Source organism: Blastococcus sp. SYSU DS0541 (assembly GCF_054050875.1).
This window is the reverse complement of the sequence record NZ_JBJHAD010000001.1, coordinates 461,936-481,091: the sequence shown is the minus strand read 5'-3', so window position 1 is coordinate 481,091 and position 19,156 is coordinate 461,936. Positions and strand designations below refer to the sequence as shown.

At 75.5% G+C, this 19,156-nt stretch carries 18 protein-coding genes and 2 pseudogenes; 4 read left to right on the top strand and 16 right to left on the bottom strand.

All coding sequences use genetic code 11. The annotated features are described in order from the left end of the window. Nucleotides 1-9: 9 nt before the first annotated feature. From truB to rimP, 11 genes and pseudogenes are all read right to left on the bottom strand, one after another. Complete coding sequence (gene truB / locus ACI794_RS02285; protein ID WP_456615582.1) at nt 10-924, bottom strand: tRNA pseudouridine(55) synthase TruB; 915 nt, start codon at nt 922-924, stop codon at nt 10-12. Between the two features lie 79 nt (nt 925-1,003). Next, complete coding sequence (locus ACI794_RS02280; protein ID WP_456603232.1) at nt 1,004-2,407, bottom strand: MATE family efflux transporter; 1,404 nt, start codon at nt 2,405-2,407, stop codon at nt 1,004-1,006. 10 nt (nt 2,408-2,417) lie between these two features. Continuing rightward, nucleotides 2,418-3,473 (bottom strand): DHH family phosphoesterase, encoded by a 1,056-nt coding sequence (locus ACI794_RS02275; protein ID WP_456615581.1) that lies wholly within the window; start codon nt 3,471-3,473, stop codon nt 2,418-2,420. Continuing rightward, a complete protein-coding gene (locus ACI794_RS02270) occupies nt 3,470-3,712 on the bottom strand; it encodes a hypothetical protein (RefSeq protein WP_456579004.1) in 243 nt (80 codons plus the stop codon). The genes ACI794_RS02275 and ACI794_RS02270 overlap by 4 nt, the downstream gene beginning before the upstream one ends. Continuing rightward, nucleotides 3,709-4,215, bottom strand: coding sequence for a 30S ribosome-binding factor RbfA (rbfA, locus tag ACI794_RS02265; RefSeq protein WP_456603230.1), 507 nt, complete (start codon nt 4,213-4,215; stop codon nt 3,709-3,711). The genes ACI794_RS02270 and rbfA overlap by 4 nt, the downstream gene beginning before the upstream one ends. A 105-nt stretch (nt 4,216-4,320) precedes the next feature. Further along, entirely contained in the window at nt 4,321-4,614 is a 294-nt protein-coding gene (locus ACI794_RS02260) for a DUF503 domain-containing protein (protein WP_456579006.1), read from the bottom strand. 109 nt (nt 4,615-4,723) lie between these two features. Then, nucleotides 4,724-6,559: a translation initiation factor IF-2 gene (gene infB, locus ACI794_RS02255; protein ID WP_456603245.1), complete on the bottom strand. Its 1,836-nt coding sequence runs from the start codon at nt 6,557-6,559 to the stop codon at nt 4,724-4,726. Nucleotides 6,560-7,510: 951 nt separating this feature from the next. Then, nucleotides 7,511-7,654 (bottom strand): annotated as a pseudogene (locus ACI794_RS02250) (translation initiation factor IF-2 N-terminal domain-containing protein); the annotation flags it as partial. Between the two features lie 61 nt (nt 7,655-7,715). Continuing rightward, nucleotides 7,716-8,066, bottom strand: coding sequence for a YlxR family protein (locus ACI794_RS02245; RefSeq protein WP_456603244.1), 351 nt, complete (start codon nt 8,064-8,066; stop codon nt 7,716-7,718). Nucleotides 8,067-8,107: 41 nt separating this feature from the next. Next, nucleotides 8,108-9,259 (bottom strand): transcription termination factor NusA, encoded by a 1,152-nt coding sequence (gene nusA, locus ACI794_RS02240; protein WP_456603229.1) that lies wholly within the window; start codon nt 9,257-9,259, stop codon nt 8,108-8,110. Next, nucleotides 9,256-9,900: a ribosome maturation factor RimP gene (gene rimP, locus ACI794_RS02235; protein ID WP_456603228.1), complete on the bottom strand. Its 645-nt coding sequence runs from the start codon at nt 9,898-9,900 to the stop codon at nt 9,256-9,258. Before rimP ends, nusA begins: the two co-directional genes overlap by 4 nt. A gap of 281 nt (nt 9,901-10,181) precedes the next feature. On the opposite strand from rimP, the gene ACI794_RS02230 reads away from it, so the two are divergent. The 3 genes and pseudogenes from ACI794_RS02230 (at nt 10,182) to ACI794_RS02220 (ending at nt 11,330) form a co-directional block, all read left to right on the top strand. Then, on the top strand, nt 10,182-10,670 hold the full coding sequence (locus ACI794_RS02230; protein WP_456615580.1) for a twin-arginine translocation signal domain-containing protein: 489 nt from the start codon (nt 10,182-10,184) through the stop codon (nt 10,668-10,670). Nucleotides 10,671-10,682: 12 nt separating this feature from the next. Beyond that, nucleotides 10,683-10,895: pseudogene (locus ACI794_RS02225) on the top strand (DUF4439 domain-containing protein); the annotation flags it as partial. Between the two features lie 147 nt (nt 10,896-11,042). Then, nucleotides 11,043-11,330: a DUF4439 domain-containing protein gene (locus ACI794_RS02220; protein WP_456615591.1), complete on the top strand. Its 288-nt coding sequence runs from the start codon at nt 11,043-11,045 to the stop codon at nt 11,328-11,330. Between the two features lie 13 nt (nt 11,331-11,343). Here ACI794_RS02220 and ACI794_RS02215 read toward each other — a convergent pair whose 3' ends face one another. Genes ACI794_RS02215 through ispG form a run of 3 tightly spaced genes read right to left on the bottom strand, consistent with a single transcriptional unit; the run spans nt 11,344 to nt 15,270 of the window. Then, the gene (locus ACI794_RS02215; RefSeq protein ID WP_456615579.1) at nt 11,344-13,224 is read right to left on the bottom strand and encodes a penicillin-binding transpeptidase domain-containing protein; all 1,881 of its coding nucleotides are present in this window, start codon (nt 13,222-13,224) and stop codon (nt 11,344-11,346) included. A 30-nt stretch (nt 13,225-13,254) separates the two neighbouring features. Further along, complete coding sequence (locus tag ACI794_RS02210; protein WP_456603224.1) at nt 13,255-14,106, bottom strand: GNAT family N-acetyltransferase; 852 nt, start codon at nt 14,104-14,106, stop codon at nt 13,255-13,257. A 3-nt stretch (nt 14,107-14,109) separates the two neighbouring features. After that, on the bottom strand, nt 14,110-15,270 hold the full coding sequence (gene ispG / locus ACI794_RS02205) for a flavodoxin-dependent (E)-4-hydroxy-3-methylbut-2-enyl-diphosphate synthase (protein WP_456603223.1): 1,161 nt from the start codon (nt 15,268-15,270) through the stop codon (nt 14,110-14,112). Nucleotides 15,271-15,443: 173 nt separating this feature from the next. Between ispG and ACI794_RS02200 the strand changes: the two genes are divergently transcribed. Continuing rightward, on the top strand, nt 15,444-16,349 hold the full coding sequence (locus tag ACI794_RS02200; RefSeq protein WP_456615578.1) for an EamA family transporter: 906 nt from the start codon (nt 15,444-15,446) through the stop codon (nt 16,347-16,349). Here ACI794_RS02200 and ACI794_RS02195 read toward each other — a convergent pair. Then, nucleotides 16,333-17,667: a M50 family metallopeptidase gene (locus ACI794_RS02195; protein WP_456603243.1), complete on the bottom strand. Its 1,335-nt coding sequence runs from the start codon at nt 17,665-17,667 to the stop codon at nt 16,333-16,335. The two genes, ACI794_RS02200 and ACI794_RS02195, sit on opposite strands and share 17 nt — an antisense overlap. Nucleotides 17,668-17,704: 37 nt before the next feature. Next, nucleotides 17,705-18,901 carry a 1-deoxy-D-xylulose-5-phosphate reductoisomerase gene (gene dxr, locus ACI794_RS02190; RefSeq protein ID WP_456603221.1) on the bottom strand — a complete coding sequence of 399 codons (1,197 nt, stop codon included), beginning with the start codon at nt 18,899-18,901 and terminating at the stop codon, nt 17,705-17,707. Nucleotides 18,902-19,156 lie beyond the last annotated feature (255 nt).

Here is a 19,156-nt window from a genome sequence, read left to right as displayed (position 1 = left end):
GCCACCGCCTCAGGCCGGCGGGAAGCCGACGACGACGCGCGCCGTGCGACCGGCGTCCTCGACGAGGGCCGCCAGCCGGCCGTCGGCGTCCACGGCGGCGTGCAGCCCGGCCGCCCCGGTCGCGGGGATGCGCTGGCCGTAGCCGAGCGCCCGCGCCTCCTCCGGGGTGAGCGGCCGCTCGGGGAAGACCAGGCGCGCCGCCTCCGTGAGCCCGAGGAACCCGGGCCCGCCGCCGGCGACCAGCGAGGCGGCTGCGTCCTCGACCGTGCCGGACTGCGCGACCGCGAACGGCCCCGAGGCGGTGCGGCGCAGCGCCGTCAGGTGGCCGCCGACGCCCAGCGCCGCGCCCGCGTCGCGGGCGATGGCGCGGATGTAGGTCCCGGCGGTGCACTCGACCGTGACGTCGACGTCCAGCAGGTCTGGCTCCGGCCGGCTGAGGCGGTGCACCTCCAGCCGGTGCACGGTGACCGAGCGGGGGGCGAGCTCGACGGCCTCCCCCGCCCGCACGCGGTCGTAGGACCGGCGGCCGTCGACCTTGACCGCGCTCACCGCCGAGGGCACCTGCTGCAGCGGTCCGGTCTGCGCGGCGAGGGCCGCGCGGACGGTGTCGTCGTCGAGGTGCGCCGCGGAGGTGGTGGTGAGCACCTCGCCCTCGCGGTCGTCGGTGACCGTCGCCTGCCCCAGCCGGATCCTGGCCTCGTAGGTCTTGCCGTGCCCGCCGACGTACCCGAGCAGCCGGGTCGCGGTGCCGACGCCCAGGACCAGCAGCCCGGTGGCCATGGGGTCGAGCGTCCCGGCGTGCCCGACCTTGCGCACCGACAGCGCGCGGCGGGCGCGGGCGACGACGTCGTGGGAGGTCATGCCGTCCGGCTTGTCCACCAGCAGCAGTCCGGGCGGGACGTCGGCATCCGGGCGTCGGCTCATTGCTCGACTCCGCCCTCGTTCCGCTCCTCGGTCGCTGGCGCTCCCTGCGATGCTCGCTCGGGCGTCGTTCTCGCGGTGCTCACGGGGCAACCGTCTCAGGCGCGCCCACCCACCGGTCACCCGCCACCCGCAGCAGCACCGCGACCAGCCGCAGCACGATGAAGAGCGTGAGCCCGGTCCAGATGCCGGCGAGGCCGAGGTCCAGCGGCCCGGCGAGCAGCGACAGGGGCAGGAATCCGACGAGCGCGGCCGCGATGGTGACGGTCCGCAGGTAGCCGACGTCGCCGGCCCCCATCAGCACGCCGTCCAGGGCGAACACCACCCCCGCCAGCGGCTGGAAGCAGGCGAGGAACCACCAGACGAGGGCGGCCTGCGCCAGCACCGCCGGGTCGTCGGTGAACAGCGGCGGCAGGACGTCCCGCAGCGCGATCAGGACGGCGGCCACGAGGCAACCGGTGACCAGGCCCCAACCCACGACGCGGCGCGCCGTCGCGCGGGCCTCGTCGGGCCGCCCGGCACCGAGGGCGTGGCCGACCAGGGTCTGCGCCGCGATGGCGTAGGCGTCGAGCACCAGGGCGAGGAAGAAGAAGAGCTGCAACGCGATCTGGTGGGCACCCAGGGCCGCCGTCCCGGCCCGCGCGGCGACCCCGGCGGCGACCAGGAAGGACAGCTGCAGCACCGCCGCCCGCAGCAGCAGGTCGCGGCCGATGACCAGCTGCCGCACGATCGCCCGCGGGTGCGCGCCCCAGTCAGCGCCCTCGCGCAGCAGCGCCCGCACGAAGAGGGCGGCGGTGAGCGCCTGCCCGGCGACGTTCGCCACCGCCGAGCCGACCAGGCCCAGCCCCACCGGGTGCACGAGCAGCGGGCAGAGGACGAGGCTGAGCAGGCTGCCCGCGACGACGTAGCGCACCGGGCGGCGCAGCTCCTGGACACCGCGCAGCCAGCCGTTCCCGGCCAGCGACACCAGCAGCAGCGGGGCCCCGAGCGAGGCCACCCGCAGCCAGCCCTCCCCCGCCTCCGCGACCGGCCCCGCGCCTCCGGCGAGGACCCGGGTCAGCGGCCCGGCCAGCAGCTGGAAGAGGGCGAGCACGAGCACCCCCAGGGCGAGCGCGAGCCAGGTCGCCTGCACGCCCTCCTCGACCGCGCCGGCCCGGTCACCGGCGCCGGCGCGGCGGGCGGCGCGCGCGGTCGTGCCGTACGCCAGGAAGTTCAGCAGCGCGGCTGCCCACGCCAGCAGGCCGCCACCGACGGCGAGCCCACCGAGGGCGACCGTGCCCAGGTTGCCGACGACGGCGGTGTCCACGAGGAGGTACAGCGGCTCGGCCGCGAGGACGACGAGCGCCGGGGCGGCGAGGGCGAGGACGGACGGGGAACCGGATGGCGGGGGCCGGACGCCTCCCGATCCGGTTCCCGGATCCGGCTCGGCGGCCTGATCGGCCCCGGTGCGGGGGCCCACGCCCGGCCGGCGAGGCGTGGGGGGCACGGAGATCCTTCTACCCACCTGGTCGCGGTGGCCGGCCCGCGGCCGACAGATCGCAGAGCTCCCGGCGCAGCGCCGCGACGGTGCCCTCGCGGTCGAGGTGCGAGGTGTACCCGGCGGCCGCCCGGTGCCCGCCGCCGCCGAGCGCCGTCGCGACCCGCGCGACGTCGCTCCCCCCGCGGGACCGCAGGGAGACCGACCAGGACCCGTCGTCCTGGCCCTTGAGCACGCAGGCGACGTCCGCCTCCTGGGTCGAGCGGACGACGTCGACCAGCGCCTCGAGCTGTTCCCCGGGCAGGCCGTGCTCGGCTGCCTCGACGGTGCTGGACCACGTCCACACCAGCCCGGCGCCCACCTCCGGCTCGAGCACCGCACGCCCGGCGACGACCGAGAGCAGGCCGAGCCAGCCGAAGGGGGCCGTGTCGAAAAGCCGGCGGCTGATCGCGGCGTGGTCGATGCCCGTGGCGAGCAGTCGCGCGGCGAGCTCGTGGGTCTCCGGCCGCGTGCTGCCGAACCGGAAGGAACCGGTGTCGGCGGCGAGCCCGGCGTACAGGCAGGTGGCCAGTTGGGCGTCGAGCGCCACGCCGAGGCCGTCGAGGAGGTCGGCGACGAGGGTGACCGTGGCGGGGGCGGCCGGGTCCACGAGCCGCAGGTGGCCGAAGCCGGGGTTGCTGGCGTGGTGGTCGACGACCACGGAGGTGCCGGCGCGGTCGAGCAGCGGAGCCAGCTCGCCGAGGCGCCCCGGGGAGGCCGCGTCGAGGCTGACGAAGACGTCCGGGGACGAGGGGACGGCGCCCGAGGGCACCAGCCCCTCCGCGCCGGGGATCCATCCGAGCGACGCCGGGAGGGTGAACGGGCCCGGGAAGGTGGCGAGCACCCGGGCACCGCGCCGGCGCAGCCCCTCGGCGAGCGCCAGGGTGCTGCCGAGGGCGTCGGCGTCGGGTTGGACGTGCCCGGAGAGGACCACGGTCGCCCGCGCATGCGCCGCCTCGGCGAGCACGGCGGCGACCGACCTCGTGGCGGTGGTGAGGTCCGGGACCGCACCGCCGCCGGGGTTGGCGGGGGTCACCCCGCCGGGTCGGGGTCGGCGACCCGGCCGCCCTGGTGCTCGGTGATGTCGCCGCCGCCCACGGGATAGCCCGGGCCGCCGTCGTCCGGCTCGTCCTCCGCGATGCTCGGCGCCTCCCCGATCTCGCCACGCTTGCCGCCCTGGGTGGGGTCACCGGCGTCGGGGGCCGGGCGGCCGCCGAACTCCGAGCGGCCGTGACCCTCGTCGGGCAGGTTCGGGTCGGGGTCGTTCTCGCTCACAGCGCACTCCTCGTCCGGGGCGTCAGGTCCTCGCCGCTGTCATCGGCAGCCCCGCCGCCGGCCGGTGCGTCGTCGTCCCCGTCCTCCGCGGGGCGGCGGTAGGGATCGGGCTCGCCGGCGTAGCTGGCGCCCTCGCGGGCGCGGGCCAGCTCCGCGTCGGCGTGCCGGGCCCGCTCCAGCGCCTCCTCGAGCTCGCGCGCGGTGTCGGGGACGATGTCGGCGACGAAGGTCAGCGACGGGACGAACTTGATCCCGGTCTGCCGGCCGACGGTGGAGCGGAGCACCCCGGTGGCGCTGGTGAGCGCCTTGGCCGAGTCGGCGACCTGCGTCTCGTCGCCGTAGACGGTGTAGAACACCGTGGCCTCGCGGAGATCGCTGGTCACCCGGGCATCGGTGACGGTCACCATGCCCAGCCGGGGGTCCTTGATCTGGGACTCGATCGCCGCGGAGACGATCTGTCGGATGCGCACCGCCAGCTTGCGGGCGCGGGCCGGATCGGCCATCAGGGACCTCCTTGGGACTGCCAGGTCGCTACCTGGGTGGGTCGGGCGGCCTCGTCGCCGGGGCCCGCCCCCCAGACTGCGAGGGGGTTGTGGGCGACGAGGTCCTCAATCGGTGTCGCTGACGAGCTGCCGGTGCGTCGACAGCAGGGTCACCTCCGGCCGCTCGGCCAGCAACCGCTCGCAGGCGTCGAGGACGTCGGAGACCTGGGCGGCGTCCCCCGCGACGGTGGCGACCCCGATCTGCACGCGGCGGTGCAGGTCCTGGTCGCCGACCTCCGCCGCTGCGACGGCGTACCGCCGCCGCAGCTCGGCGACGATCGGCCGGACGACCGACCGCTTGCCCTTGAGCGAGTGGACGTCGCCCAGCAGCAGGTCGGCGGTGAGCGCGCCGGTGAACACTAGGAGGACCCTCCTGCCCCCCACCGCTCGCGAGCTCGCGCCGGGACCCTGCAGGAGGGCCGTTCCAGCACGTCACCCGCTCGCAGTGGGGGGCAAGGGATCATCTGGTTCAGTCGCGCGGCTTCTCGCGCAGCTCGAAGGTCTCGATCACGTCGTCGACCTTGATGTCGTTGTACGACCCCAGGCCGATACCGCACTCGTAGCCCTCGCGGACCTCGGTCGCGTCGTCCTTGAACCGGCGGAGGGACTCCACCGACAGGTTGTCGGCGACCACGGCACCGTCACGGATCAGGCGCGCCTTGGAGTTGCGCACGATCGTGCCGCTGCGGACCAGCGAGCCGGCGACGTTGCCGACCTTGGGCACCCGGAAGACCTCGCGGACCTCCGCCGTGCCCAGCTGGACCTCCTCGTAGATCGGCTTGAGCATGCCCTTGAGCGCGGCCTCGATCTCGTCGATCGCCTGGTAGATGACCGTGTAGTACCGGACGTCCACCCCTTCGCGGTTGGCGAGCTCGGTGGCCTGGCCCTCGGCCCGGACGTTGAAGCCGAGGACGATGACGTCGTCGGCCAGCGCCAGGTCGATGTCGCTCTTGGTGATGCCGCCGACGCCGCGGTGGATGACCCGCAGCGAGATCTCGTCGTCGACCTCGATCTTCATCAGCGCCTCTTCGAGCGCCTCGACGGTGCCCGAGTTGTCGCCCTTGATGATCAGGTTGAGCTGACGGTTCTCCTTGAGCGCCGCGTCGAGGTCCTCCAGGCTGATCCGCTTGCGCATCGAGGCGTTCTGCGCGTTGCGGATGCGGGCCTGGCGGCGGTCGGCGATCTGCCGGGCGACGCGGTCCTCGTCGACGACGAGGAAGGTGTCGCCGGCGCGGGGCACCGAGGTGAGACCCACGACCTGCACGGGGCGGGCCGGCAGGGCCTCCTTCAGCTTGTTGCCGTGCTCGTCGAGCAGCGACCGGACGCGGCCGTAGGCGTCGCCGGCCACGATGGAGTCGCCCTGGCGCAGCGTGCCGCGCTGGACGAGCACCGTGGCGACGGGGCCGCGACCCTTGTCCAGCTTGCCCTCGATGACCACGCCCTGCGGGTCCTGCTCGGTGTTCGCGCGCAGGTCCAGCGAGGCGTCGGCGGTGAGGAGCACCGCCGCGAGCAGGTCGTCGAGGCCCTGCCGGGTGATCGCCGAGACGTCGACGAACATCGTGTCGCCGCCGTACTCCTCGGCGACCAGGCCGTACTCGGTGAGCTGCTGGCGGATCTTGGCGGGGTTGGCCCCCTCCTTGTCCACCTTGTTCACCGCGACCACGATCGGGACCTCGGCGGCCTGGGCGTGGTTGAGCGCCTCGACCGTCTGCGGCATGACGCCGTCGTCGGCCGCGACGACCAGGATGACGATGTCGGTGACCTTCGCGCCGCGGGCACGCATCGCCGTGAACGACTCGTGGCCCGGGGTGTCGATGAAGGTGACGGGACGCTCGTTGCCGTCCAGCTCGGTGACGACCTGGTAGGCGCCGATGTGCTGGGTGATGCCGCCGGCCTCGCGGGCCACGACGTTCGCGTCGCGGATCGCGTCCAGCAGCTTGGTCTTCCCGTGGTCGACGTGACCCATGACGGTCACGACCGGCGGACGGGCGGACCAGTCCTCCTCGTCGCCCTCCTCGTCACCGAAGGTGAGGTCGAAGGTCTCGAGCAGCTCGCGGTCCTCGTCCTCGGGGCTGACGACCTGGATGACCCAGCCGATCTCGGCGCCGAGCAGCTGGAGCGTCTCGTCGTTGACCGACTGCGTGGCGGTCACCATCTCGCCCAGGTGGAACAGGGCGGTGACCAGCGCGGCCGGTTGCGCGTTGATGCGCTCGGCCAGGTCGGTCAGCGAGGCGCCACGGGGCAGCCGGACGGTCTGCCCGTTGCCGCGCGGCAGGCTGACGCCGCCCATGCTGGGCGCCGCCATGGAGTCGAACTCCTGACGCCGCTGCTTCTTGCTCTTGCGCCCGCGGACCGGACCCCGGCCGCCGGGACGCCCGAAGGCACCGGCCGTACCGGCACCCGAGCCACCGCGACCACGGCCACGACCGCCGCCACCGCCGCGGAAGCCACCGCCGGCGGGCGCGCCGGCGCCGGGAGCGCCACCGCCACCGCCGGGACGGAAACCACCGCCACCGCCACCGCCGGGACCACCCGGACGACCGCGACCGGCACCGCCGGGCCCACCGCCCGGTCGGCCGCCACCGGCGGGTCGGGGCGGCATCATGCCGGGCGAGGGGCGCTGCGGCATCATGCCCGGGTTCGGGCGCGGACCGCCGGGACCGGCCGCCGGACGGGGACCACCGGCACCGGCGCCGGGACGGGGACCGCCCGGACCGGGGCGCGGACCACCCGCACCGGGCGCCGGACGGGGGCCGCCCGCGCCGGGCGCCGGACGGGGACCACCAGCGGGGCCCGGACGCGCGCCACCGGCCGCGGGGCCGGGGCGGGGCGTGCTGCTGAAGGGGTTGTTGCCCGGGCGCGGAGCCGGCCGCGGACCGGGACGCGGACCACCCGGGGCAGCGCCACCGGCGGGAGCCGGCCGGGATGCCGCGGGACGGGGAGCGGACGGCTGCTGCACCGGGGCCCCAGGAGCCTGCGCGGCCGGAGCCTGCGGAGCCGGGGCCTGCGGAGCCGGGGCCTGCGGAGCCGGGGCCTGGGCGGCCGGGGCCTGCGGGGCGGGCGCCGCGGGGCGCGGACCCGGACGGGGTCCGGGAGCGGCCGGGCGGGACGGGGCCGACGCCGCCGGGGCCTGCGGAGCAGCAGGGACCTGCGGGGCCGCCTGCGGCGCCGGAGCGGCGGGACGGGGAGCGGGCGCGCTCGGGCGCGGGGCAGCGGCCCCGTCGTTGCCGCCGCTGGTGGCGGCGCCGAGCGCCTCGCGCAGCCGACGGGCCACGGGGGCCTCGACGGTGGAGGACGCGGACTTCACGAACTCGCCCTGCTCCTTGAGCTTGGCGAGCACGGTCTTGCTGTCGACACCGAACTCCTTGGCGAGTTCGTGTACGCGGGCTTTGCCTGGCACGGGTCTCCTCTTGGTGAGGCCGGCGGCTTGCCCGCTCGACCTCGTCGTTAGTGGCGCATGGTCATCGTGAGAACTTCACGGCTGAGTCATCCGACGGTGTCCTGTCGACGTGCGGACCGGCCTGGTGCCGGCCCGACTGTGCAGTGCTGTCGCCCTCTCCCGGCCCGGTCCCGGCGACCTCCGCGGAGGCGCCCAGGACGTGGGCCCGGAGCGGACCGACCTCCACGGGGGCGCTGGTGCGCAGCGCCCGCGGGAAGGCCCGGCGTCGCTCCGCTGCGCGCAGGCACTCCGCCGTCGGGTGCAGCGAGGCACCGCGACCGGGGAGCCGCCGCCGCGGATCGGGAACCAGGTTCCCGTCCACGACGACCACGCGCAGCAGGTCATCGACCGAGGTTCGCTTCCGGCACCCCACGCAGGTGCGGACCGGATCCGACTTTTCGGCCACCCGTCACTCTAGCGCGTGGCCGGCCCGCGGTGTTCCGCGCGGCGTGGAGCCGAGCGCGGACCGCCCGCGGGAGCCTGCGCGCGGGACCCCGGAGCCCCGCCGCGCCCCCCGCCCGGGTGAGGCGGCAGGCCGGAGCGCAGCGGCGGGCGGCCCACCCCCGGCGAGGGGGTTGCGCCGGCGTCCTCGTCCTGGGCGTCGCTGCGGATGTCGATCCGGCAGCCGGTCAGCCGCGCGGCCAGGCGGGCGTTCTGCCCCTCCTTGCCGATGGCCAGCGACAGCTGGTAGTCGGGGACGACGACACGGACGGCCTTGGCCTGCGGGTCGACGAGCTGGGCGCTGGACACCCGGGCCGGGCTGAGCGCGGAGGCCACGAAGGACGCCGGGTCCTCCGACCAGTCGACGATGTCGATCTTCTCGCCGTGCAGCTCGCTCATGACGTTGCGCACCCGCTGGCCCATCGGCCCGATGCAGGCGCCCTTGGCGTTCAGCCCGGGGACGGAGGTGCGCACCGCGATCTTCGTGCGGTGCCCCGCCTCGCGGGCGACCGCGACGATCTCGACGCTGCCGTCGGCGATCTCCGGGACCTCGAGCGCGAACAGCTTGCGGACCAGGTTCGGGTGGGTCCTCGACACGGTGACCTGCGGGCCCCGGTAGGTGCGGGAGACGGCGACGACGTAGGCCTTGATCCGGCTGCCGTGCGGGTAGGACTCCCCCGGCACCTGCTCGGCGGAGGGCAGCACGGCCTCGACCTTGCCGATGTCGATCATCACGATGCCGCTGGCGTTGCGCCGCTGGTCGGCCTGGACGATGCCGCTGACGATGTCGCCTTCCTTGCCGGCGTACTCGCCGAAGGTCTGCTCGTGCTCGGCGTCGCGGAGCCGCTGGACGATCACCTGCTTGGCGGTGCTCGCGGCGATCCGGCCGAAGTCCGAGGGGGTGTCGTCCCACTCGCGGACGACCTCGCCGTCGGGGCCGATCTCCTGCGCCAGGACGGCGACCTCGCCGCTCTTGCGGTCCACGTGCACGCGCACGTGCTTGGCCGCCCCGTCGGCGTGCCGGTAGGCGGTCACGAGGGCGGTCTCGAGCGCCTCGATGACCGTGTCGACCGGGATGCCCTTCTCCCGCTCCACCGCCTTGAGCGCGGTGACGTCGATGTTCACTTCTCTCCTCCGTCGTCGTCCGCGAGCGCGGCCTGGTCCAGGTCGTCGCGCTCGTCGGCGTCGTGCTCCGCGGTGTCGCCCGCGATCTCGTCGGTGCTGTCGTCGGCGTGGGAGTCGGCCCGGCCGAACTCGACCTGCACCCGCCCCGCGCCCAGTTCGGCCCAGGGCACGCGGCGCGGCTGCGGCGGACGCTTCTTCGCCCCCGGCTTGCCCTTGGCCTCGACGGCCAGCGTGACGCCGTCGCCGTCGACCTCGGTGATCCGCCCGGTGAGCTGCTCGGCCGCCCCCGCGGCACCGACCGCGACCACCACCAGCCGTCCGGAGTTCCGGCGCCAGTGGCGCGGCTCGGTGAGCGGGCGGTCGACCCCGGGGCTGGTCACCTCCAGCACGTAGGGGGTGCGGCCCATGCCGTCGTCGTTGCGGTCCAGCACGTCGGAGACCGCCCGGCTGACCTCGGCGATGTCGTCGAGGGTGATCCCCGCATCGCGGTCGACGACGACGCGGACGACGCTGCGCCGGCCGGCGGGGGTGACGACGAGCTCCTCGAGGTCGTACCCCGCCTCGGTGACGACCGGGCGGATCCAGCCGGTCAGCCGGTCGGTGGCGGGGTCGCTCCGCTGGGTTCCGCGAGAGGCGGACACGCTGGCCTCCTCAGGCTCGGTCGGCGGCACGGTGCCGTGCGCGCAGTTCTGCGGCCCGGCGCCGCGGACCTGCGTCGCTGGCCGGGCCCGGTGTCGAGGGGAAGTGCTCAGGCTACCGCCCGCACCGGCACCCCGGCCCGGCGCGGGGCGGCCGGACGGGACCGGCCGGGTGGTGCGCCCACCGGCGGGCACGGCGGGTGCGGTGCACCTCACGTCCACGCGGCACGCCCGTCCGACCGGAGGACCGGCTGCGGGGGCCGGCGGCTGCGAGGATGGGGGTGATGTCTTCCACCCCCCGTCCCGGCCCGCGGACGCTCACGCGCCGGACCCTTCTGGTGGCCTCCGCCGCCGGCGTCGCCGCCGTGGCCACCGGGTGCACCTCCTCTCCCGCGGTGGAGGAGCGCGACACCGTGACCAGCGCGCAGGCCGACGAGCTGGCCGCGCAGGTCGGCGTCCAGGAGACCCTGGTCCGGGCCTACGAGCTGGCCTTCGCCGCCGATCCCGCGCTCGCCGCGGCGGTCGGTGTCCTCGCCGACCAGGCGGCCGAGCAGCTGGACCGGCTGCGCGCGGCGGCGCCCGGCAGCAGCCCCTCGGCCGCCCCGCCGGCGGACGCGCCCCCGCCCGGGGAGGCGCAGGCCTGGCTGCGGGCGCAGGTCGCCGTCGCGGCCACCTCCCACGCCGCCGCGGCGCTGGGCCAGGCCGGTGCGCGGGCCGCCCTCCTGGGCTCCATCGCCGCGGGGCTGCGCGGGCACGAGGCACGACTGGCATGACGGAGGACGGCCATGGCTGACGAGGACACCACCGCCACCTCCGCCGAGGACGCCGCGCTGGATGCCGCGCTCGCCGCCGAGCACGCCGCGGTGTGGGGCTACGGCGTGGTCGGGGCCGCGCTGCCACCGGAGCAGCGCGGCGGGGGGGCGGCCGCCCCGACCGGCCACCGCCACGGGCCCCACACGCTGACCACACAACTCCCCCAGCTCGGACCCCATCCCCCCCCCCCCCCCCCCCCCCCCCCCCCCCCCCCCCCCCCCCCCCCCCCCGCCGCGGGGGCGCCCCCCCCCGCCCCCCCCCCCCCCCCCCCCCCCCCCCCCCCCCCCGCGGCCGCGGCCGCCGAGACGGGCCACCGCCAGGTGCGCGACCGGGTGACCACCCTCCTCGGCGAGCGCGGAGCCGATCCGGCGCTGCCCGAGGCCGGGTACGCGCTGCCCTTCCCGGTGCTGTCGCCGGTGGACGCCGCAGCGCTCGCCGCCGTCCTGGAGGAGGGCGTCGCCGCCGCCTGGGTGCGGGTCCTGGACCGGGCGGCGGAGCGGACCACGCGGGCGCTGGCCATGGAGGCGCTCACCGCCGCCGAGGTGCGGGCCGTCGCGTGGCGCCAGGCCGCGGGCCTGAGCCCCGTGACGAGCGCTCTCCCGGGGCTCTCCACGGGGTAGGCCGGGGCCGAGGTCAGCCCAGGTTGCCGACGAAGGCGTCGGTGACGGCGACCGCGGCGCTGCTGGACTGCCCGGCCTCGACGAGGGTCGCGAAGGCGATGTCCCCCTGCGGGCCGGCCAGCTGGTAGCCCATGAACCAGCCGTGCGACTCCGGCGGGCTGGCCGTGCCGAACTCGGCCGTGCCCGTCTTCCCGTAGACCTCGCCGCGGTCGGCCAGCGCCTGCGCGGTCCCCGACAACACGACCTGGCGCATCATCGGCCGCAGGCCGTCGAGCACCCCGGCGGCCGGGCCGCTGGGCACCGGCCCCGCCGCCTCGGCGCCCACGACCTCGACCGGAGCCACCGGGGTACCCCCGGCGATGCCCGCGGCGACCAGGGCCAGCTGGGCGGGGCTCATGAGCACCTGCCCCTGCCCGATCGCGTTCGCCGCCTTCGTCGTCCCGGTGCTGTCGCCCGGGACGCTGCCGCTGAAGACGTCGACCGGCAGGTCCCAGTCGGTGCCGACGCCGTAGGCGGCCGCCGCCTCGGCCAGCGCGGCGTCCGGCAGCTGCAGGCCCTGCTGGATGAACGTGGTGTTGCAGGACTGCGCGAAGGCCTCGGTGAAGGGCACCGTGCCGAGGTCGAACTGGTCCTGGTTCTCGAACTCGCGCCCTTCGACGACCGTCGTCGCCGGGCAGGGCACCGGTGTCTGCGGGGTGAGTCCGCCCTCGTCCAGCAGTGCGGTCGCCGTCACCGCCTTCATGCTGGACCCCGGCGGGAACTGCCCGGTGAGCGCGTTGGCGGGGTTGGCCGCCTCGTTCGAGGCCACCGCGAGGATCTCGCCGGTCCCGGGGCGGACGACGACGAGGTGGGCGGGCAGGGGCTGGGCGGCGACGGCGGCCTCGGCGGCGGTCTGGATGGCCGGCACGAGCGGCGTCCGCACCGGCTCCCCCGCGACGGGCGGCACGGAGGCGATCTCCCGGCCGGACCCCTCCTCCGTACCGGCCACCGCGACGGTGAAGCCGGCGGTCCCGCTCAACTGCTCCTGGTAGGCCCGCTGCAGCCCGGACAGCCCCAGCTGGTCTCCGGCGGCGTAACGGGGCTCCCCGTCGACCGCCGTCTCCTCCAGGAGCTCCGCCGTCGCCGCGCCGACCCGGCCCAGCAGCGCGACGGCGAACCTCGACGAGGGCGCCAGCGACCGGGTCTCGGTCGGGAAGACGGCGCCGGGCAGGTCGAACACCTGGCCGCGGATCTGCTCGAACTGCGGCCGGCGCAGGTCGATGACCGGCACGAACTGCCCCTCCGGCGCGGCCTGCACGTCGGCGATGATCTCCTCGGCGGCGACGCCGGTCGCCGCCGAGAGCGCCGCCGCCAGCGCCGGCAGGTCGGTCACCTGGGCGGGGTCGACGCCCACCCGGACCACCTCGGTCGGCGTGAACAGCGGGGCGCCGGAGGCATCGGTGATCGCCGCCCGCTCGGGCAGCTGCCGGTCCAGTTCCAGGTGCTGCCCCTCGCCCAGCTCGGGGTGGACGACCGCCGGTTCGGCGACCACCTGCCACGCGTCGTCACCCTCGCGCAACCGAAGGGTGCCCTCGTAGCTCCACTCCGGCGCCGCCTCCAGGTCCCAGGTGGCGGTCCAGCCGACGGTGGCGACGCCGTCGTCGACGGCCACCTCGCCGATCTCGGCGGTCAGGGCCGCGCCGGGGAGGTCGGCGGCGGTCTGCTCGAGCAGCGCGGTGGCGGCGGCGGGGTCGGTCGTGGCACCGGCCGCGGCGCTGAGGTCACCCGCCGTCCAGTCCTCGAGGAAGGCCTCCGCCGCCGCGCGCACGTCGTCCTCGCTGCCCGAGCAGCCGGCCAGCACCGGGACGGCCAGCAGGATCGGGATCAGCAGAGCGGGGGCCGGGCGGGTGCGCACCCACACAGGTTCCCAGACGGGAGCGACGGTTCAGAACAGGACGCTGGCGTACTCGCCGACCTCGCGGAAACCCACCCGGCGGTAGGAGGCGCGGGCCCGCGTGTTGTAGTCGTTGACGTAGAGGCTGACCACGGGGGCGATGACCGCGCGGGCGTACTCGACGACCGCGGCGGTGCAGGCCGTGCCGATGCCCTGGCCGCGCAGCGCCGGCGCGACCCAGACGCCCTGCACCTGGCACGCGGCCCGGCAGGCCGCGCCGATCTCGGCCTTGAACAGGACCCGCCCGTCCTCGATCCAGGCCAGCGACTGGCCGGCCCGCACCAGCTCGTCGACCCGTGCGCGGTAGCCGGCGCCGCCGTCGACCCGCAGCGGGCTCACGCCGACCTCCTCGGTGAACATCGCCACCGCGGCCGGGAGCAGCACGTCGAGCTCGCCGGGGCGCACCGGCCGCACCCGCGGCTCGGGGGCGACGGCGGGCGGGCAGTCGATCGCCATGAGCGGCTGCCGGGGCCGGTGGTCGCGGGGCGGCCCCCACGAGGGCGCCAGCAGGTCCCACAGCGGCGCCACGGCGGCGGAGGGGCCCACGATGGTGGAGCAGCGGCGCCCGGCCCGGCGGGCCCGCTCGGCGAAGGCGACGGCGGCGGCGCGCTCGCTCCCGGGCAGCGCGAAGGGGATGAGGTTCGCGCCGGCCAGGCAGACCGCGTCCAGCTCCCGGCCGCTGCCGATGCCCCACAGCGGGGCGCCCAGCGAGACCGCCGCCGTACCCGAGGCCTCGACCCGGCCGGCGATCACGCAGGCCGCGACGGGGTCGGTCGCGAGCAGCCGGTGCACGGCCGGCTCGTCGGCCTCGTCGAGGACGCGGGCGGCAGGCGTACGGAGCACGGGTCAGCTGACGGAGACGACCGGCGGCCCGGAGGGCTCACCGGCGTCGACGTGCTCGCCGGCGATCCGCATGGCCTCCTCGATGAGGGTCTCGACGATCTGCGACTCGGGCACGGTCTTCACGACCTCCCCCTTGACGAAGATCTGCCCCTTGCCGTTGCCGGACGCCACCCCGAGGTCGGCCTCGCGGGCCTCACCGGGGCCGTTGACGACGCACCCCATGACGGCCACCCGCAGCGGGACCTCCATGCCTTCGAGGCCGGCGGTGACCTCGTCGGCGAGCTTGTAGACGTCGACCTGGGCGCGCCCGCACGAGGGGCAGCTGACGATCTCCAGGCCGCGCTGCTTGAGGTTCAGCGACTCCAGGATCTGGTTGCCGACCTTCACCTCCTCCGCCGGCGGGGCCGAGAGGGACACCCGGATGGTGTCGCCGATGCCCTTGCTCAGCAGGGCGCCGAACGCGACGGCGGACTTGATCGTGCCCTGGAAGGCGGGCCCGGCCTCGGTGACGCCGAGGTGCAGCGGGTAGTCGCACTGCGCGGCCAGCAGCTCGTAGGCGCGCACCATGACCACCGGGTCGTTGTGCTTGACCGAGATCTTGATGTCCCGGAAGTCGTGCTCCTCGAACAGCGAGCACTCCCACAGCGCGGACTCGACCAGCGCCTCCGGGGTCGCCTTGCCGTACTTGGCGAGCAGCCGCTTGTCCAGCGAGCCGGCGTTGACGCCGATCCGGATCGGGATGCCGGCACCCCTGGCCGCCCGGGCGATCTCGCCGACCTTGTCGTCGAACTTCTTGATGTTGCCGGGGTTCACGCGGACGGCGGCGCAGCCGGCGTCGATCGCGGCGAACACGTACCGCGGCTGGAAGTGGATGTCGGCGATGACCGGGATCTGCGACTTCTTCGCGATGATCGGCAGCGCCTCGGCGTCGTCGGTGTCGGGCACCGCGACCCGCACGATCTGGCAGCCCGACGCCGTCAGCTCGGCGATCTGCTGGAGCGTCGCGTTGATGTCCGCGGTCTTCGTCGTGCACATCGACTGCACGCTGACCGGGAAGTCGCTGCCGACACCGACACCGCCGACGTCCAGCTGCCGGGTCTTCCGACGCGGGGCCAGCACGGGCGGAGGGGCAGCGGGCATGCCGAGGCCGACGGGGATCGCCATGTCGCCAGTATCCCCCGGCGGACGGCCGGGCCGCTGTGACGTGCGCGTCCGCAGGGTGCAGGGCGTGCGCCGGCGCCTCAGGCCGGGTAGGCGGCGGTCTCGGCCACCCCCTCGCCGACGACCGCCCGCACCGCGCGCTTGTCCTTCACGAACGTCGACCGCAGGCTCGCGGTGTGCCGCTCCGCGACCGCCTCCTCGCCTGCTTCGTCGCGGTGTGCTGGGGGCTCAACTTCCCGGCCACGGCCCTCGCCCTCGAGCAGTTCCCGCCGCTGTCCATGGTCGCGCTGCGCTTCGCGCTCGTGGGGCTGCCCGCGCTCCTGCTGATCCCCCGGCCGGTCGTCCCCCTGCGCTGGCTGATCGGCGTCGGGGTGGGCATCGGGATCCTGCAGTTCGCCTTCCTCTATGCCGGGATGGCCGCCGGCATGCCCAGCGGCCTGGCGTCCCTGGTGCTGCAGGCGTCGGCGCCGTTCACCGTCCTGAGCGCCGGGGTCTGGCTGCACGAGCGGCTGTCCGCGCGGCAGCTCGGCGGGGTGGTGCTCGCCGTTCTCGGTCTCGCCGCGATCGCGGTGCACCGGGCGCAGACGGCCGCGTGGCTGCCCGTCGTCCTCACCCTCTGCGGGGCGCTCGGCTGGGCGATCGGCAACGTCTGCAGCCGCCGGGCCCAAGCGCCGAACGCGTTCCACCTGACGCTCTGGACGGCGGCGATCCCGCCCGTGCCGATGCTGGTGCTCGCGCTGGCCGTCGAGGGGCCGGACCGGATCGTGCGCTCGCTGGCGACCGCTGCGACGGCCGAGGCGCTGCCGGCGGTGCTGGGGCTCCTCTACGTCGTCGTCGTCGCCACGCTGGTCGGCTACGGGATCTGGAACACGCTGCTCTCCCGGCACCCGTCGAACGTGGTGGCGCCGTTCTCCATGCTCGTGCCGGTGGTCGGCGTGCTCGCGTCGTGGCTGGCGTTCGGCGAGGTGCTGGACCCGGTGGAGCTGGTCGCCGGCATCCTCGTGGTGGGCGGCGTGCTCGTCGCCTCCCGGCCGGCCCGCGGTGCCGCGACGCCGGCCGCGCCGATCACCCAGCCAGCCTGACCGGGTTGACCACGTCCGCGATCAGCAGCAGCAGCGAGAGCCCCAGGAAGAGGCCTGCGACGGCGTAGGCCACCGGCATCAGCCGGGCGATGTCGAACGGCCCGGGATCGGGCCGCCCCCGGAGCCGCGCGACCGTCGAGCGCGCCTTCTCGTACAGCGCGCCGGCCACGTGGCCCCCGTCGAGCGGGTAGATCGGGAGCAGGTTGAACAGGAACAGCACCAGGTTCAGCCCGGCCAGCAGCTGGATGAAGTAGCCGATCTTCTGCACCGGCGAGAGCTGGTCGAGGGCGAAGACCTCACCGGAGATGCGGCTGACGCCGACCACGCCGATCGGGCCCAGCGGGTCGCGCTCCTCGCCGAGGAACGCCGCGCGGAACAGCTGCGGCACCCGCTCCGGGATCTCCACCAGCCGGTCCACCGACCGCACCAGGATGTCGCCGAAGTGACCCGGCACCTCGCTCAGCGGCTGGCGCACCTCGCGCTGCAGCGGGCTGATGCCGACGAAGCCGACGACCTGCGTCGCCTCGCCCTCCTCGTCGGCGTAGACGACGTTCTCGATGGGGGTGACGGTGAGGTCGCGCCGCTCCCCGTCGCGCTCGACGGTGAAGACCACCGGCTCGTCGGCGCTGGTGCGGATCGCGTCCTGCACCTGCTGCCAGCCGACGTCGGTCTCCTGGGAGACGGGCTCGCCGTCGAGCGCGAGCACGGTGTCGCCCGGCTGCAGGCCGGCCCGCGCGGCGGGGCTGCGTGCCGGCAGGGCGCAGCCCGCGGCGCCGGCCTCGCACAGCTCCCCCTCGGACGTGATGGGGATCGAGCAGGGGTCCTCCGCACCGGCGCTCGCGGCGCCGGCGGGGAGGACGCAGTCGGGCACCTGGCGGATCGTCGTGGTGATCTCCGGGATGCCGAAGCCCATCAGCACGACCGCGAAGAAGATGACGGCGAGCACCAGGTTGTGGAACGGCCCCGCGAACATCACGACGACCCGCTGCCACCAGGGCTTCTTGTAGAAGACGCGGTCGCCGTCGCTGGGCCGGACGTCGTTGAGCGCCTGCCCGCGCACCTCGGCGATGAAGCTGCGCATGCGCGTGGCGCGCTTGCTCTCGTTCTCCTCGGCCGGCGGGATCATGCCGACGATGCGGATGTAGCCGCCGAGCGGGACGGCCTTGATGCCGTACTCGGTCTCGCCGCGACGCCGGGAGAAGACGGTGGGCCCGAAGCCGACCATGAACTGCGGCACCCGCATGCCGAACTTCCGGGCCCAGTAGAAGTGCCCCGCCTCGTGGAAGGCGATGGAGAACATCAGGCCGAGGGCGAACAGGACGATCCCCAGGATCGTCAGCAGGAATCCGCTCAGCTCAGCCTCCGCCGATCACACCCCGGGCGTGCTCCCGGGCCCACTTCTCCGCCGCCAGGACGTCCTCGACGCAGGTGGGGGCGCCGAGGTCCGGCGCGGCGTCGAGGGTACGCGCGACGAGCTGGACGATCCCTGGGAACGAGAGCCGACCCGCCGTGAACGCGGCGACCGCCTCCTCGTTCGCGGCGTTGTACATGGCCGGGACCACGCCGCCGGCCTCCCCCGCCGCGCGGGCCAGCCGCACAGCGGGGAAGGCCTCCTCGTCGAGCGGCAGGAACTCCCAGGTGCTCGCTGCCGACCAGTCCAGCGCCGGCTGCACGACCGGCAGCCGGTCGGGCCACGCCAGCCCCAGGGCGATGGGCAGCCGCATGTCCGGCGGGCTGGCCTGCGCGATCGTCGCGCCGTCGGAGAAGGTGACCATGGAGTGCACGATCGACTGCGGGTGCACGACGACGTCGATGTCGGCGTAGGGGACGCCGAAGAGCAGGTGGGCCTCGATCAGCTCCAGCCCCTTGTTCACGAGCGTCGCCGAGTTGATGGTGACGACGGGCCCCATCGCCCAGGTCGGGTGGGCGAGCGCCTGCTCGACGGTGACCTCCGCGAGCTCGGCGGCCGTCCGGCCGCGGAAGGGCCCTCCGCTCGCGGTGAGCACCAGCCGGGCGACCTCGGCCCGCGAGCCGCCGCGCAGGCACTGTGCGAGCGCGGAGTGCTCGGAGTCGACCGGCACCAGCTGACCGGGGGCGGCGGCGGCCAGCACCAGGTCACCACCGGCCACGAGCGATTCCTTGTTGGCCAGGGCGACGGTGCGCCCGGCCCGCAGCGCCGACAGCGTGGGCCCCAGGCCGATCGAACCGGTGATCCCGTTGAGGACGACGTCGGCCGGGCGGGCAGCGAGCTCCTCGGCGGCGCGCGGGCCGGCCAGGATCTCCGGCAGCGAGAAACCCCCCTTCGCCCAGCCGCGCTGCTGCGCCGCGGTGTAGAAGGCCAGCTGGAGGTCCTGGGCGGCGGTCGCCCGCGCGACGGCGACCGTCCGGACCCCCAGCGCCAGCGCCTGCTCCGCCAGCAGCGAGACGTCTCCTCCCCCGGCGGCCAGGCCGGTGATCCGCAGCCGGTCGGGGTTCTGCGCGGCGACCGCCAGGGCCTGGCGGCCGATGGAGCCGGTGGAGCCCAGGACGGTGACCTCGCGCGGCTCGCTCATGCGGGCATCCTGCCAAGCCCCCCGCCACCGGCCGCACCCACAGGCCGCCCCGGCCCCGGCCTGGCGGAACGGCAAGTTATGCCATCAGCCGCACCGGAGCTGGGCAGTTTCGATCCTAGGCGCCGCGCTCGGGCGTCTCGGGCGGGTGTGGATCGACGAGGACCTGCACGTCGAGCGGCGTGTCGTCGTCGATCCGCTACATCTGGCCCCGCTGCGTGCCGATACTCACCGCGACGGCTCGGAGATCCGGGCCCC

Bases quoted from the DNA above. Each gene is read 5' to 3' on its own strand.
- infB (WP_456603245.1), bottom strand. From the start codon at position 6,559: ATGGCGGCGCCCAGCATGGGCGGCGTCAGCCTGCCGCGCGGCAACGGG.
- rbfA (WP_456603230.1), bottom strand. From the start codon at position 4,215: ATGGCCGATCCGGCCCGCGCCCGCAAGCTGGCGGTGCGCATCCGACAG.
- dxr (WP_456603221.1), bottom strand. From the start codon at position 18,901: ATGAGCGAGCCGCGCGAGGTCACCGTCCTGGGCTCCACCGGCTCCATC.
- truB (WP_456615582.1), bottom strand. From the start codon at position 924: ATGAGCCGACGCCCGGATGCCGACGTCCCGCCCGGACTGCTGCTGGTG.
- ispG (WP_456603223.1), bottom strand. From the start codon at position 15,270: ATGGCGATCCCCGTCGGCCTCGGCATGCCCGCTGCCCCTCCGCCCGTG.
- ACI794_RS02230 (WP_456615580.1), top strand. From the start codon at position 10,182: ATGTCTTCCACCCCCCGTCCCGGCCCGCGGACGCTCACGCGCCGGACC.